Origin of the sequence: Rhodococcus sp. Ni2 (assembly GCF_021352185.1) — a bacterium.
Taxonomy (GTDB): Bacteria; Actinomycetota; Actinomycetes; order Mycobacteriales; family Mycobacteriaceae; genus Rhodococcus_F; species Rhodococcus_F qingshengii.
Genome location: NZ_WOXZ01000002.1, coordinates 1167526 through 1181575, shown reverse-complemented (window position 1 = coordinate 1181575; position 14050 = coordinate 1167526). Strand labels below are relative to the sequence as shown.

The following is a 14050-nucleotide window of genomic DNA, read 5'->3' as shown; positions in this document are numbered from 1 at the left end:
TAACCGCTTGTGAACCCATGCACAAAGTTGCTCGAGACGGGTTCGATGTGCCGTTCACCTGCAAAGCGGCTCCGCGGACAACTTTGAGGGTTGCCTTACTTGCGTAAATCGTCACGAAGGCGCTCCTCGTCGACTTCCCAGTAACCGTGCTCGCGTCCGTCGAGAAGAATGACGGGCAATCTGTCTCCGTACTCCGCTCTCAGCTCTGGATCCGTCGCGGCAGCTTCGTCCACGTCGATGCACGTCAATTCCAGCTCGAACTCGGAACAGACGCGTCGCAGGACCTCCGCCGCGCCGACGCAGGACGCGCATCCTGCGCGTGTCAACAGGGTCACTTCATGCGTAGCTGCAGTCATCGACGCATACCTTTCTTCTACGGGGACGCCATCTACTTGATCGGTCGAGTGTGCCTCCGGAGCCCCACTCGGTGCCAAATCGGCGGAGAGGAACGTCACACACCACAGGGAAGGTCACCATCCAACCCATCGGGCCTCATCGCGGAGGATAGGCTGACTCGAAGAGTTCTCTGCTCGAGAATGCAACACGGGAGGTGCGGGTGCCTGCGCGATCACTACCGAACGGCTCCGGATTCGGATCAGGGCTTGCCGGGGTCATTCTCCCCGGGCGTCGCCACGTGAAGAATCCGCTGGGCCCGAGTGAGTCGGAAGTTCGAGCCAATCTCGCCGGCGAGGCGAGCGCTGACGCAGCTCTGGCATTGCACGAAGCTGCCAACCCCACAGAACCGGAAACCGGCGAAGAGCCCCCGGCCGTTCCGCGCGACCTCACGGCCGCCGCATTCTTCGACGTCGACAACACCATGGTGCAGGGTGCGTCGATCATCCACTTCGCCCGTGGTCTCGCTGCGCGAAAGTATCTCAAGACCTCGGATCTGGTGGATTTCGCGTGGAAGCAGATCAAGTTCCGAGTCACCGGCCGAGAAAGTAGTGACGACGTCGCCGAAGGCCGCGAGAAAGCACTGTCCTTCGTGGCCGGTCGATCCACCGCCGAACTCGCCCGCCTCGGCGAGGAGATCTACGACGAGGTCATCGCCGACAAGATCTGGCCAGGCACGAGGGCGTTGGCCCAGATGCACCTCGACGCCGGACAACAGGTGTGGTTGGTGACGGCAACTCCGGTCGAACTGGCTCAGGTCATCGCCGAGAAACTGGGATTGACCGGCGCCTTGGGCACTGTCGCCGAGAGTGAGGACGGCGTCTTCACCGGCCGACTCGTCGGCGACATCCTGCACGGCATGGGCAAGGCGCACGCCGTACGGACGTTGGCGGTGCGTGAAGGCCTCAATCTCAAGCGCTGTTCCGCCTACTCCGACAGCCACAACGACGTTCCGATGCTCTCGTTGGTGGGGACACCGGTGGCGATCAATCCCGACGCAGATCTTCGTGAACTCGCGAAGAACCGCGGGTGGGAAGTTCGCGATTTCCGCACCGGACGAAAGGCCGCCAAGATCGGCGTACCGACGGCGCTGGTGCTCGGAGCGGTCGGCGGGGCGCTCGCCGCAATTCTCGCCAGGCGCAAAGAACAGAACGCCTGAGCGGGTTCGGTCCGGATCGAGCAGCGATCCGGACCGAACTCAGCCGAGAAAGACGTTGCGGCGCTTGGCCAACAGTCGATACAGCGTCTGCTGAATGGTTTCCCGGACGTGGTCCGTGACCTCGAACAGGACCATCGGATCGTCGGCGGCACCGCTCTCGAAGGTGTCGGTGACGATGGGCTTTCCGAACTCGATGTACCACTTCGACGGCAACGGAACCAGGCCGAGCGGCCCGAAGTGCGGAAACAGCGGTGTCACCGGGAAATACGGAAGACCGAGAACGCGTGCGAGTGTGGTGAGATCACCGATTTTGGGATAGATCTCCTCCGAACCCACGATCGAGCACGGAATGATCGGAACACCGGTTCGCATTGCGGCCGACACGAAGCCACCGCGCCCGAACCGCTGCAACTTGTACCGCTCACTGAACGGTTTCCCGATGCCCTTGAATCCTTCCGGGAACACGGCCGCGACTTCACCGTCGTTGAGCAGACGCTCGGCGTCGGGGTTGCAGGCCAACGTATGGCCGGCTTTGCGCGCCAGTCCACCCACCACCGGCATCTCGAATGCCATGTCCGCAGCCAACATTCGCAGTGGACGATGCGCTGGATGGTGATCGTGCACGGCAACCGACGTCATCAGTCCGTCGATCGGGATCACACCGGCGTGGTTGGCGACCACAAGCGCTCCCCCGGTGAGGGGAATGTTCTCGATCCCACTGACCTCGACGCGAAACCACTTCTCGAACAACGGGCGCAACATCGGCATGACGACGTTGTCCGCGAAATGCGGGTCGAACCCGAACTCGTCGACCTCGTAGTCGCCGGACACCCGACGTCGGAGGAATTCTGCTGCCGAGGCGATCTGGTCGACGATCGCCGACCTGGCCGAATCGACGAACGTGCTCTCACCGCCGTGGTCGGCCGCCGAGGACACTCCGGACGGATGCCGACGTTCACTTTGTTCACGGATGTCACGCTCCGCACCGGTGACGGACTCACGCGAACGGGAAGTTGCCGACTTTCCGGTGTGAGTTGCGCTGGGCCGCAGGGGAATTACCTTCGCCACGTCAGTCACCCCTTCACCGCACTTCGTCCCGACAGCGGCATGTGCATCACGTCTGCACTTGTTGCCGCCGCGGCGGCGTCACCGCCGAGGATGGTGGTCAACGCATTCTCCGCCCGATCGATCCACTCGGACTTGATGATCCGGCGCGTCTGCATCGCACGCATGAAATCGTCGAGTGCTTGCATGGTGGTCCATCGCGGCTCGAACCCCAGCTCGCTGCGCATGCGAGTGGTGTCGAGTCCGCAGCCGAACCGGAAGTACTCGAGTTGCTCGTCGGTGTACAGCCTCATGGACGACCCCACCAACGCGCTCCCGACGCTGCGGAACAGAGCGAGCGGCATGGGAACTTCCACCCTGCCTGCCCGGCGGATCGCCTGCGACATCATGACCACTCCGTCGCCGGCGATGTTGTACGTACCCGAAGCGTGTCCGATGGTCGCCTTCTCCAGCGCCGCGAGGGCATCCTCGACGTGGAGCAATTGCAGGCGCGCGTTGCGCCCGACGATGGTGGGCACGAGTGGGGCGGTGACGTAGTGCCCGACGGTTGCAGTCAGCTGAGGTCCGATCAACGGCGCCAACCGCAGAATCCCGACCGAGATGTCCGGGCGCCGACGCCCCATTCCGCGGAGGTATCCCTCGATCTCGAGGCTGTCGCGGGCATATCCGCCCGGCGGCCGGCGGCGCGCACTCATTTCTTCGGTGAACTGAGCGGGATCCTTGGCACTGCACCCGTAGACGACCGAAGCCGAGCGCAGGACCACCTTGCGAACCGTCGGAGCTTTCTGACAGACCGCGAACAGTTGCATGGCGCCGATGACGTTCATGTCCTTCATCGCGGCGCGGCTGCCGGCTTTGGGGGCTTTCTGAAGCGTCGACGCGTGCACGACGGTGTCGACCTCGGCGTTTCGGATCACTTTGCCGATCAGCGGATTGCGGATGTCTGCTCGCACGAATTCCGCGCGGCCCATTCTGCGCATCATGTCCTTGCTCGGACTGACGGCGTCGACGGCGATGACACGCTCGATCGACGGATTCTGCGCAAGCCTGGTCACCAGGTAGCCGCCGAGAAATCTGCTCGCCCCGGTCACCAGTACGACGCGAGGCGTCGTGCCCCCTGAAGTGTTGTCACCTTCAACCACCAAGTACCCCCATATCCAGTAGAAACGCGCTCTGCCGAAGCGTCCCTCCCGCGATTTTCCCCCACTTTACGGGCAGAGGGGGTCCCGCGCTGACTACCCAAATTTCGGCCATTCAAGACAAACCGCCCAGCCAATGAGACGTGGCACACATCGCTTCCCCCCGAATATGCTGATGCCCGCCACCCCGGAAGGGGTGGCGGGCATCAACAGGTACTGCTTATTTACCGAGTTTCCTGCGCTGTACTCGGGTACGACGAAGCAGCTTGCGGTGCTTCTTCTTCGACATGCGCTTGCGACGCTTCTTGATCACTGAACCCATAGCGGGTGTCCCTCACGTTCTTCTCTAGCGTTCCTGCGCACGCCGGTCACGTACGCCTGCGCCAAGCAATTGGCGCCTGGCCCTCGTTTTAACTAGCTCAGCGCCTTACGACACCAGCTTGCTGGTACGACAGTGACTCATCGTACCGGTGTGGAGTCACTCGGCATAAACCGAGCCTCCGGCACAGCAACCGCTGTGCCCGCGACTCGGCTCACGCCGAGGTCATCCTCTTCGAACCGGCTGGTCAGCCGGCATCGAAGTACGAGGTTTCGAGGTAATCGTGTACTGCCTTCGCATGTACACGGAACGAACGGCCCACTCGTACAGCAGGCAATTCGCCACTGTGTACCAACCGGTACACAGTCATTTTCGACACCCTCATCAAAGTTGCTACCTCAGCAACAGTGAGGAATTGCGTGCCGGCCACTGCCGGCTTTCCGTCGTGGGACGAACCCATGGACGGCTTGTTTGCAGACACCATTAATCCACATACCTCCAGCACGACTCGCGCCGCCGGCTTCCCCTCCGGCGGAACAGACACGTACGTACTAAGTCGAGCTTAGCTGTACTGGTGGGGTTAAAGCGACGGGTGTGGCTAAACGGACGACTAATCCGCAGCTGCACCCATTGCGGCCGAGCGCGACTTGGCGGCATCCAAGGCATCGAAGAACGCCGTCCGCAGGCCGCCCGCTTCGAGCTGACGCAGTGCCGCAGCCGTCGTTCCGCCCGGTGACGTCACCGCGGCGCGAAGATCCGTCGCGCTGTCGCCGGTGCGATCGAGCATCGCTGCGGAACCGACCATCGTCTGCACCACCAATTCGGTAGCGACCGGGCGCGTCAGGCCGAGACCGACTCCCGCGTCGATCATCGCTTCGGCGACCAGAAAGAAGTAGGCCGGGCCGGAACCGGAGACAGCAGTGACCGCGTCGATCTGCGATTCGGGAACCGTGACCACCTTGCCGACGCTGCCGAGGATGCCGCGTACGAGCTCGAGATGCTCGGCCTTGACGTGCCGTCCGGGCGAGAGCACGCTCACGCCCTCCCCGACCAACATGGGGGTGTTCGGCATGACGCGGATGACCGGGAACCCTGCGGGCAGACGCGTTTCGAAGAATCCCGTGGGGATTCCCGCCGCAAGGGAAACGATCAATTGTTCGAGGTCGCCGTCCAGATCGACCTTCGTCAACGCCGTGAGCGCTGACTCGACGTCGTTCGGCTTCACCGCGATGACGATGACGTCCGCGCCCTCGGCGGCATCGGCGACCGTGCTGACGCGGATGGAGTATTCGGCGATCAATTCGTCTGCGCGAGGCTGATATTGCTCGGCGACGACCAGATCCTTGATGGCGTGGCCGGCCTGCAACAGCCCGGAGATCAGCGCCTCGCCGATCTTGCCGCCACCGATAATCGCAATTCTTGTCATGGCGAACAGCCTGCCACGACCGCAGCGATCGACCCTAGCGGGGCATCATCGCCAATTGACGACTCTGGACGACGACTGCGCCCGTCGAATCGAGAACAGCATGATCCTCTTCGAACCACGTGCTGCCCAGAACATCCGAGCTCGCCCGCACGCGAAGCCATCCCGGCGTCGGCAGTCGGCGCAGGTACGTCGTCAACTGCACGGTCGGCGCCCACCCGAACAGGCCGCGGTTCATCGTCACCGGCGCGCTGATGTCACCCGCCATGATCGCGAACAGTACAGCGGTGTCGAGGTCGTTTTCGTCCTCGGGTCGAGGACGGACCCACATCCTGACCTCGGCCTCGCCTTGGCTGCCGGTCAGGAAGTGCGCCGAGGTGGTATCGATTCGCATGTCGCAACCCTGACCGACATGCACGACCTGCGCCATCGGGTGATCGCCGATGACTGCCACCGCACTCTCCGGCGGTTCCGGTGACATGTCGTCGATCGACGAGGCCGTGACGAAGGTGGGGTCGCCGTCATCGGGGAATCCGAGCGTGACCGCCGCGCGAACAGCGCTGCGGCCCGCCTGGCTCAACTCGACGTCTAATAACGCGACCTGGCGTCCCTGCTTTCGGACGATCACCTCCAGTTCGACTTCACCCGGATCTGGGGCCGACAGATAGTTGGCGCTCACCGCGAGTGGCTGCATCTTCAGAAGCGAGTCGTTCTCACCTGCGCCGTCTCGCAGACATTGACGCGCTGCAGCGGCGCACACAGCCATCATGGAGCCGCCGTGCACTTTCGGCCCGATGGTCCAGATCGAATCGATCGTTGCGGTGTATCGCCCGTCGCCGAGCGAGGTGAGGCGATTGAGATCTTGAAAGGGACTGGTGCTCATCGATTTTCCTGTTCGGTGCTTTCTCGGTGTTGCGGGAAATGTCGTGCGGCCAAATCTTGGTGCGCCAGGCGTCGCAAAGCTGTCAGGACGGGTTCGTACATGGCGGTTCCGAGGACCGCATAGCGAATGCCGTCCTCGGTCGAACTGGTAGGCATCAGCTCGATTTCCACTTCGGCAATCCCTCGGATGTGGTCGCCGTAGGCGCGCAGGCGCGCGTCCGAGAGACTCAGTCCGGCATCCTCGAGGCCGATCAGTGCCCGCTCGAGGTGCGCGACCGCCACGTACCTCGGCTCGAAAACCTGACCGAGAAACTCCAGAACCTTGCGAGCTCTGGGGAACTCTGGATCCGGTTCAGGTTCGACGTACGGGGGTAGTTGCGCGATTGCGCGGCCGAAAGTCTCGAATTCGGATCGTTCGTCAGTGTCCACCAGTTCGAGCACCGCGCGAATCCGTGGAATCGCGAGTCCCGCCCCGGCCAGGGCCCTGATCAACGCGAGTCGCCGGACGTGCTGTTCGCCGTACCTCGCTCCCGTTGCGCTGGTCGGCTCACCCGGCATCAGCAGACCTTCACGGAGGTAGTACTTGATAGTGGCCAGTGCAACGCCGGACTGTGCGGCCAGTTCGGAAACCTTCACCGCTCCTCCGTCCAACTCGCTCGACCCATTACTGGATAGTGATGCTATCCAATGGGGGCCGAGCATCGGTAAGGAGGACACGCCTTGCGCTAGGGTTGAACCTTCTTTGCGCACACCACCAGAAATTTCCGAACGGAGCGAACAGGCGGAATGACGGATTTGCAGTCGGAGGCTCAGCCCGACGAACAGTGGCGCATCGTGGAACCACTGACGCTGACTCCCCTGCTCACCGCCGCACTCGAGGTGTTCCACGAACTCGGTTACCACGGAGCGTCGGTTCGTGACATCGCAAAACGTGCCGGCGTCACCGTGCCGACGCTGTATTACCACCACGGCAACAAACAGGGCATCCTCGTCGCGCTGATGGAACCGGGCATCGAGAACGTCACCGCACGCGCGAGCGCTGCGGTCGACGCTGCCGGACCGTCGCCGACGGCACAGTTCGGCAATCTCGTCGAGGCGTGTGTTCTGCACATGACCAGTCGCTCCGACATAGCCTTCCTCGATTCCGAACTGCGGTACCTCGAGGACGCGGAACGAAAGAGCTACGCCGCCAAGCGAAAGAAGCTCGAGAACCTACTCGTCGACGTACTGACGGCAGGCGTCGAGAGCGGTGAGTTCACGGTCCCGGACATCACCGGAACGGGCCGTGCACTACTGGGAATGTGTCAGTCCGTCGTCCTCTGGTATCGACTCGACGGACCGCAGACTCCGCGCGAAGTCAGTGTTCTCTACCGCGAGATAGCCCTGAAAGCCGTCGGCGTCACTTCTTGAGCACTGAACTTCCCGGCATGTCCGATTAGCCCTTAACTGACGAACGTCACAGCTGTCGGCTGACACCGAAACCGGGACGCGCCCACGGTCGCGGGTCCACACTTAGAAGCAGAGATGCGCGGGGTGGATCCGCAGACCGAGGGAGTTCTTGACGTATGGCCAACAGCAATCCATTTGTTCCTCCTAGCGCGGTCGACGTCGACCTTTCCGCGGTCGCCTGGGGGGCGAACCGCACGATGTCCGACTTCGAGACTGGAATGTGGCGGATGGAAGAGGCGCAGCCGCAACTGCGCTCACCGATCGTTGCGGTAGAGGTACTCGATCGTGCCCCGGACTGGGATCGACTTCTCGACGCAGTCGAGTGGGCATCGCACGTGGTTCCGCGTATTCGTATGCGAGCAGTGGAACCGGCAATGCAGCTGGGCAACCCGGTGTGGTCCGTCGATCCCGAGTTCGACATCGGCTACCACCTACGACGCGTCCGCTTACCTGCACCGGCGGACTTCGATCACGCACTGCGCATGTGTCGTCACCTTGCGACGGAACCTTTCGACAAGGCTCGACCGCCGTGGAGCGCGCTGCTCATCGAAGGTCTCGACGACGGTCGCGCCGTGTTCGTGGTCAAGACTCACCACTCCATCACCGACGGCATGGGCGGCATCCAGATGATGACGCTCCTGCACAGCAGACGCCCGGACCCCACTCCGAACAAGCCCGACCGCACACCGCCTGCTCCTGAGCATCTGTCGTCGGTGGGCGCCTTCGGCGAGGAGGTCGTCAGCGAGATCCGGCGTGCGCCCTCGCGTATCGCCAAGCTGGTCCGTGGTGCCACCAATGTTGCGACCACGGCGATCTCGAGTCCGATCACGACTGCTTCCGAGGTCCTCGGTTACGCCAATTCACTCCGCAAGATCGTCACTCCCCCAGCTCGTTCCGGTTCCCCTCTGCTCCACGATCGTGGTCTCGGACGATGGTTCGGAACTCTCGAGGTGGGTGTCCCCGAGCTCAAGGCCGGGGCGAAAGCTGCCGGTGGCTCACTCAACGATGCGTACGTCGCTGCCTTGCTCGGCGGCTTCCGTCGCTACCACGAAGCCTTCGGACAGTCCGTCGACAGCATTCCGATGGGTATGCCGATCAGCATGCGTACGGGCGCAGACGCCAACGGCGGCAACAGGTTTGCAGCCGTTCGCTTCAACGGCCCGGTCTCCGAAACCGATCCGGCCAAACGCATCAGGCAGGTGCGAGAGATCGTACTGGGTCTCCGGGAGGAGCCCGCGTTGGACGCTCTCGACGTCGCCGCCCCGATCCTCGCCCGCCTGCCGAATTATCTACTCGCGAACTGGTATCTGTCACAGTCGACGGGTCTGGACCTGCAGGCCAGCAACGTCGCCGGCGTACCGGTACCGGTCTATCTCGCCGGAGCGAAGATCGAGCGGATGTTCCCGTTCGGCCCGGCGCCCGGTTGCGCGGCAATGGCGACACTGGTCTCCCACGTCGGGGTGTGCTGTATCGGAATCAATCTCGACACCGCTGCGATCACGAAACCCGCGCTGCTGATGCAGTGCTTGCAGGAGAGCCTGGACGAGATCGTCGCTCTCGGAGTCACAACGGAAGGTGCGTGAGTCATGAGCGAGAACACGACCAACCCGCGCGTGTACCTCACCGAAACCATGACAGAGGCCGAAGCCGGCGTGCTGCGAAAGTGGCTTGCCGACAAGGCAAGCTCATCCGAAACTCGGCCGGTCACCGTCAACATCACCGACAAGACCCTGGCAGAACTGGCGGCACGGACCGACGACCCGATGCTCGCACCGCTTCGCGTGGTGTGGATTCCGGACACCCACACCAAGCACAACGTCGCGGTGCGACTACGTGATGCGCTGGCACCACGCGATCCTCTCCACCCCGGACGCGGTGCACAACGCAGAACCCTGCGCACCGACCCCTCACGGTGCCAGGTCATCGAAGGTGAACCCGCACCACTGAGCGATCTCGAGCGTCGCCTCGAAAAGAGCGGTGGCGGTTCGCTACCGGAGTTCATCCGACGGCAGGCCGCTCTGGCACTCGAACGCGCCGAATTGGGCCTTCTGGGTGGCCAGTACAAGGTGTCACGGTTCGTCGTCGACGAGATCACCGACACCCGCCGATTCGCCACCGAGGTCATGGCTTTGGCCGACCGGTTGAACATCGCCGTCGCCGAAGTCGATCGCCGCGCACGTGAAGCTCTCGAAGAAATGGTTGCCACCCAGAGTCGCCAAGCCATCGCGGTGTGGGATCGCCTGGGCCGCTACTTCGCTCGCGCCTACAAGCTGGACGTGGACACGAGCCGCTTCGAGGAACTCCGTGAGCTGAACAAGGAACACTCACTGGTCTTCCTCCCGAGTCACCGTTCGTACCTCGATCCCCTCGTCCTGCGTCCGGCGTTGATCGCGAACGGCTTGCCGCTCAATCACGTCATGGGCGGCCTCAACATCAGCTTCTGGCCCATGGGCTCGATCCTCAAGCGCAGCGGCACCGTCTTCATTCGTCGAAGCATCGGCAACGACGAGGTCTACAAGTGGTCGATGCACGAGTACATGCGCTACCTGCTCACCAAACGCTTCAATCTGGAGTGGTACATCGAAGGTGGACGCGGGCGTACCGGGAAACTACGCCCACCGCGCTTCGGTCTCCTGACCTACCTGACCAAGGCCTTTCAGGTCAGCGGCGCATCCGACGTGTACCTCGTCCCCGTCGCGCTGAGCTACGACCAGCTCTACGAGGTCGGGGCAATGGCTGCCGAGGCACTCGGCGCCGAGAAGACACCGGAAGGCCTGCGCTGGATGGTGGGTTACGTACGCGCCCAGGGAAAACGCAACGGCGTCGCGCACGTGACCATCGGCCGGCCGCTCTCACTCGCGGACGCACTCAGCCAGGAAACCGATCAGCGCCTCGCCATTCAGAAGGCCGGCATCGAGGTGTGTCACCGCATCAACGAGGTCACCCCGGTGACCGTGTCTTCACTGGCGATGTTGGCGTTCCTCGGAATCGAAGACCGGGCGTTGACAGTTCGTGAACTCACCGCGATTCTCACGCCGCTGTTCGGCTACATCACCGCGCGAAATCTTCCGATCGCCGGCGACGTCGAACTGTCCGATCCGCGTGTCATCGAGAAGGCATTGCAGACACACGTCGATTCCGGGGTGCTCGAGCGCTTCGATCGGGGCGGCGAGCAGGTCTTCTACCTCGGCAAGGACCAGCATCTTGTCGCTGCCTTCTACCGCAACAACACGATTCACTTTCTTGTCGTGCGTGCCATCACCGAACTCGTACTTCAGGCAGCCGTCGAAGAGCGGTTCGAGGACCCCATCGGGGACGGGTGGGCAGAGGCCAAGCGCATCCGAGATTTGTTGAAATTCGAGTTCTTCTTCAGTGACCGGGACACGTTCGAGCAGGAGATGCGGACCGAGCTGACGCTGATCGACCCCGAGTGGGAAACCGTCATGGCCGACGACAAACGAACCGAGCACATGATCGAGACGGTTCGCCCGTACCTCGCGCACCGCGTGCTCCAACCGTTCCTCGAGGCGTACCAGGTTGTCGCCGATCAGCTTGTGCTCGCGCCGATTTCGACATCGTTCGACGAAAAGTCGTTCATCAGCAACTGCATCGACGTCGCACATCAGCGTCGACTGCGGCAGCAGATCGCCAGCAACGAATCCGTCTCCGGTGAGTTGTTCGCCACCGCACTGAATTTGGCGCGCAACCGTAACTTGATCGAAGTCGACGACGACGGAGTCCGGGCCCGGCGCCTGGCATTCGCTGCCGAGATCAAGGTTCAGGTCGAGCGCCTGCGTCACCTTCGCGCACTCGCGCATGCACGACTCGATCAGGTGGCGATGCCGGTACCGGACGCCGCTGCGGTAGTGACCATTCCAGAAGCAAACCGAGCGCCCGCCGCGAACGAGGAAGTAGGACTGTGACCGGACTCGAGCGTCTGCACTCCGCCATCGAAGCCGCCCCGCCCGGGCCCGGAACGATCGCCGCCTTCGACCTCGACGGCACCTTGATCAGCGGGTACTCGGCCAGCGTTGTGTACCGAGACCGCCTGCGACGCTTGGATATCAGCGTCGGCGAACTCTTGCGCACCACCGGTGCCGCGATCGACACCCAATTCCGCGGTGCTGACGTCGGAGCACTGATGGACATCGGCGTTCGAGCCTTGGGCGGCCGTACCGTCGAGGAACTGAACGACTGGGGCCGACGGCTGTTCAAGCAGGAAATCGCCGCGATGATCTACCCGGAAGCCCGCGGGCTACTGGCGGCACACCGGCGAGCCGGCCACACGATCGTGATGGCTACGTCGGCGACTCCGTTCCAGGCCAAGTACGTCGCCGAAGATCTCGACATCGAAGACGTGCTGTGCACCGAACCCGAAGTCGTCGACGGCATGCTCACCGGCGAACTGTCTTCGCCCGCACTGTGGGGGCCGGCCAAGGCCAATGCCCTTGCAGGCTATGCCGAGAAGATGGGCGCCGATCTGAAGAACGCGTTTGCGTACTCCAACGGTGTCGAAGACGTCTTCATGCTCGAGGCCGTCGGGCGACCTGTCGCGTTGAATCCCGATCGTGGTCTGGCCAAGATCGCGTTGCGCAATCACTGGCCTTCGGTCAGCCTGCGTAAACCGCAACGAGGCGCAACACCGATCTCCACGATCCGAACGGCGACGGCCATGGGCGCGCTTGCTGCCACCGCCGCCCTCGGTGCGTCGGCAGGCATTGTCACCGGGAACCGTCAACTGGGTGCGAACCTGGTCGGCACGTACGGCCCCGACATCTCGCTCTCACTGCTGGGCATCGACGTCGAGATCGACGGCGAGCACAACGTGTGGGATCACCGCCCGGCGGTGTTCATGTTCAACCATCAGAGTTCCCTGGACATGTTGGTCCTGGGCACCGTGATCAAGCGTGACGTGACCGGCGTCGCGAAGAAGGAAGCGGCAAGCGATCCGCGGTTCATGCCCGTCGGTGCACTGCTCGACGTCGCCTACATCGACCGCACCGACACCACGAAGGCGAAGGCTGCACTGCAACCGGCAGTCGACAAGCTGAAGAATGGTGTCTCGATAGTCATAGCTCCGGAGGGCACCCGTTCTCCGACGCCACGTCTGGGCCCTTTCAAGAAGGGTGGATTCCACTTGGCGATCCAAGCCGGTGTGCCGATCGTGCCCGTGGTGATTCACAACGCGGGTGAACGGATGTGGCGCAATTCGCTTGTCGCCCATCCAGGCCCGGTCTATGTCTCGGTGCTCGATCCCATCTCGACCGAAGGCTGGGAGACCAAAGACCTCGACGCACACGTCGAGAAGGTGCGCGCGCAGTTCGAAGCTGCGCTACTTGCCGGCCACCGCTGAGCGTGCCAGGTGCTCGCGTGCAAACGCGAGCGCCTGCGCCAGCATCGACGACCGCTCCCGCCGGGTGCGCGCGTTCTGCGTGTTGATCTCGATGACTGCCTGGCCGCTGAATTCGCTCGCAGCCAATTGCTGACACAACTCCGCGCACGGCTGTGAGCCATGCCCCGGAATCAGGTGCTCGTCCATCGACGCCCCGCGACCGTCGGCCAGGTGCAGGTGCTCGAGCCCCTTGCCCATACGGGAGGCCAACTCCAGGGCATCCATGCCCGCCGTCGCGGTGTGCGACAGGTCGAGTGTGTAGTGAGCATGATCGGAATCGGTCGGGTCGTACGACGGACTGAACGCGGACAACGCTGCCCCTGGACCGCCACGTTTACGCAGACGCTCCGCGGACTTGTCCTTGCCGCCGAAGAAGCTGTCGGCGCGCATGGGGAACATGTTCTCCACCGCCACCACGACGCTGCTCTTCGATTCGAGTTCGACAACCTGTTCCGCGAAGCCTTCGGCGTACTTGCGCTGCCACCGGAACGGCGGGTGGACGACCACCGTCGTCGCTCCCAAGGTTTCGGCGGTGCGCACCGAACGCTCGAGCTTCTCGACCGGATCGGAACCCCACACGCGCTGCGAAATCAGCAGACACGGCGCATGCACGGCCTGCACCGGAATGGCGTACTTGCGAACGAGGGCGGCAACAGCACCGATGTCCTGACTCACGGATTCGGCCCACACCATCAGTTCGACACCGTCGTATCCGAGATCAGCGGCGTAGCGAAATGCTGCTTCCGTGTTCTCCGGATATACCGAAGCCGTCGACAAGCCGACGGCTATCGGCCGACGAACCATGCGCTGCGATCCCCCGATCATCGTC

Annotated in this window: 14 protein-coding genes; 5 read left to right on the top strand and 9 right to left on the bottom strand. The window is 63.1% G+C overall.

The window, feature by feature from the left end:
• Positions 1-95: 95 nt before the first annotated feature.
• Positions 96-356: a glutaredoxin family protein gene (locus tag GN300_RS19110; protein WP_003941953.1), complete on the bottom strand. Its 261-nt coding sequence runs from the start codon at positions 354-356 to the stop codon at positions 96-98.
• A gap of 200 nt (positions 357-556) precedes the next feature.
• Between GN300_RS19110 and GN300_RS19105 the strand changes: the two genes are divergently transcribed.
• Positions 557-1552: an HAD family phosphatase gene (locus tag GN300_RS19105; RefSeq protein ID WP_020968932.1), complete on the top strand. Its 996-nt coding sequence runs from the start codon at positions 557-559 to the stop codon at positions 1550-1552.
• Positions 1553-1591: 39 nt separating this feature from the next.
• On the opposite strand, the gene GN300_RS19100 is transcribed toward GN300_RS19105, so the two are convergent.
• From GN300_RS19100 to GN300_RS19070, 7 genes are all read right to left on the bottom strand, one after another.
• On the bottom strand, positions 1592-2629 hold the full coding sequence (locus GN300_RS19100; protein WP_007735315.1) for a lysophospholipid acyltransferase family protein: 1038 nt from the start codon (positions 2627-2629) through the stop codon (positions 1592-1594).
• On the bottom strand, positions 2626-3759 hold the full coding sequence (locus tag GN300_RS19095) for an NAD-dependent epimerase/dehydratase family protein (protein ID WP_063314775.1): 1134 nt from the start codon (positions 3757-3759) through the stop codon (positions 2626-2628). Before GN300_RS19095 ends, GN300_RS19100 begins: the two co-directional genes overlap by 4 nt.
• Before the next feature lie 217 nt (positions 3760-3976).
• Positions 3977-4078, bottom strand: a complete 102-nt coding sequence (locus GN300_RS19090; protein ID WP_003402602.1) for a 30S ribosomal protein bS22 — start codon at positions 4076-4078, stop codon at positions 3977-3979.
• A gap of 244 nt (positions 4079-4322) precedes the next feature.
• Positions 4323-4559, bottom strand: coding sequence for a helix-turn-helix domain-containing protein (locus tag GN300_RS19085; protein WP_003941845.1), 237 nt, complete (start codon positions 4557-4559; stop codon positions 4323-4325).
• Between the two features lie 126 nt (positions 4560-4685).
• Complete coding sequence (gene proC, locus GN300_RS19080) at positions 4686-5501, bottom strand: pyrroline-5-carboxylate reductase (protein WP_003941923.1); 816 nt, start codon at positions 5499-5501, stop codon at positions 4686-4688.
• A gap of 34 nt (positions 5502-5535) precedes the next feature.
• The gene (locus GN300_RS19075; RefSeq protein ID WP_007735317.1) at positions 5536-6381 is read right to left on the bottom strand and encodes a thioesterase family protein; all 846 of its coding nucleotides are present in this window, start codon (positions 6379-6381) and stop codon (positions 5536-5538) included.
• Complete coding sequence (locus tag GN300_RS19070; protein WP_063314776.1) at positions 6378-7016, bottom strand: MerR family transcriptional regulator; 639 nt, start codon at positions 7014-7016, stop codon at positions 6378-6380. The genes GN300_RS19075 and GN300_RS19070 overlap by 4 nt, the downstream gene beginning before the upstream one ends.
• A 150-nt stretch (positions 7017-7166) precedes the next feature.
• Here GN300_RS19070 and GN300_RS19065 point away from each other — a divergent pair, with 150 nt between their 5' ends.
• From GN300_RS19065 to GN300_RS19050, 4 genes are all read left to right on the top strand, one after another.
• Positions 7167-7790: a TetR/AcrR family transcriptional regulator gene (locus tag GN300_RS19065; RefSeq protein ID WP_003942051.1), complete on the top strand. Its 624-nt coding sequence runs from the start codon at positions 7167-7169 to the stop codon at positions 7788-7790.
• Between the two features lie 155 nt (positions 7791-7945).
• A complete protein-coding gene (locus GN300_RS19060) occupies positions 7946-9412 on the top strand; it encodes a wax ester/triacylglycerol synthase domain-containing protein (RefSeq protein WP_007735322.1) in 1467 nt (488 codons plus the stop codon).
• Positions 9413-9415: 3 nt separating this feature from the next.
• On the top strand, positions 9416-11752 hold the full coding sequence (locus GN300_RS19055; RefSeq protein WP_007735324.1) for a glycerol-3-phosphate 1-O-acyltransferase: 2337 nt from the start codon (positions 9416-9418) through the stop codon (positions 11750-11752).
• Positions 11749-13182: an HAD-IB family hydrolase gene (locus GN300_RS19050; RefSeq protein ID WP_003941905.1), complete on the top strand. Its 1434-nt coding sequence runs from the start codon at positions 11749-11751 to the stop codon at positions 13180-13182. Before GN300_RS19055 ends, GN300_RS19050 begins: the two co-directional genes overlap by 4 nt.
• Here the strand turns inward: GN300_RS19050 and GN300_RS19045 are convergent.
• Positions 13162-14046: a sugar phosphate isomerase/epimerase gene (locus GN300_RS19045; RefSeq protein ID WP_042923251.1), complete on the bottom strand. Its 885-nt coding sequence runs from the start codon at positions 14044-14046 to the stop codon at positions 13162-13164. The two genes, GN300_RS19050 and GN300_RS19045, sit on opposite strands and share 21 nt — an antisense overlap.
• Positions 14047-14050: the final 4 nt, after the last annotated feature.

Excerpts from the sequence above, each read along its gene's own strand:
- GN300_RS19055 (WP_007735324.1), top strand. The coding sequence starts at position 9,416 with ATGAGCGAGAACACGACCAACCCGCGCGTGTACCTCACCGAAACCATG.
- GN300_RS19110 (WP_003941953.1), bottom strand. The coding sequence starts at position 356 with ATGACTGCAGCTACGCATGAAGTGACCCTGTTGACACGCGCAGGATGC.
- GN300_RS19065 (WP_003942051.1), top strand. The coding sequence starts at position 7,167 with ATGACGGATTTGCAGTCGGAGGCTCAGCCCGACGAACAGTGGCGCATC.
- GN300_RS19045 (WP_042923251.1), bottom strand. The coding sequence starts at position 14,046 with ATGATCGGGGGATCGCAGCGCATGGTTCGTCGGCCGATAGCCGTCGGC.
- GN300_RS19090 (WP_003402602.1), bottom strand. The coding sequence starts at position 4,078 with ATGGGTTCAGTGATCAAGAAGCGTCGCAAGCGCATGTCGAAGAAGAAG.
- GN300_RS19060 (WP_007735322.1), top strand. The coding sequence starts at position 7,946 with ATGGCCAACAGCAATCCATTTGTTCCTCCTAGCGCGGTCGACGTCGAC.
- GN300_RS19085 (WP_003941845.1), bottom strand. The coding sequence starts at position 4,559 with ATGGTGTCTGCAAACAAGCCGTCCATGGGTTCGTCCCACGACGGAAAG.
- GN300_RS19075 (WP_007735317.1), bottom strand. The coding sequence starts at position 6,381 with ATGAGCACCAGTCCCTTTCAAGATCTCAATCGCCTCACCTCGCTCGGC.
- proC (WP_003941923.1), bottom strand. The coding sequence starts at position 5,501 with ATGACAAGAATTGCGATTATCGGTGGCGGCAAGATCGGCGAGGCGCTG.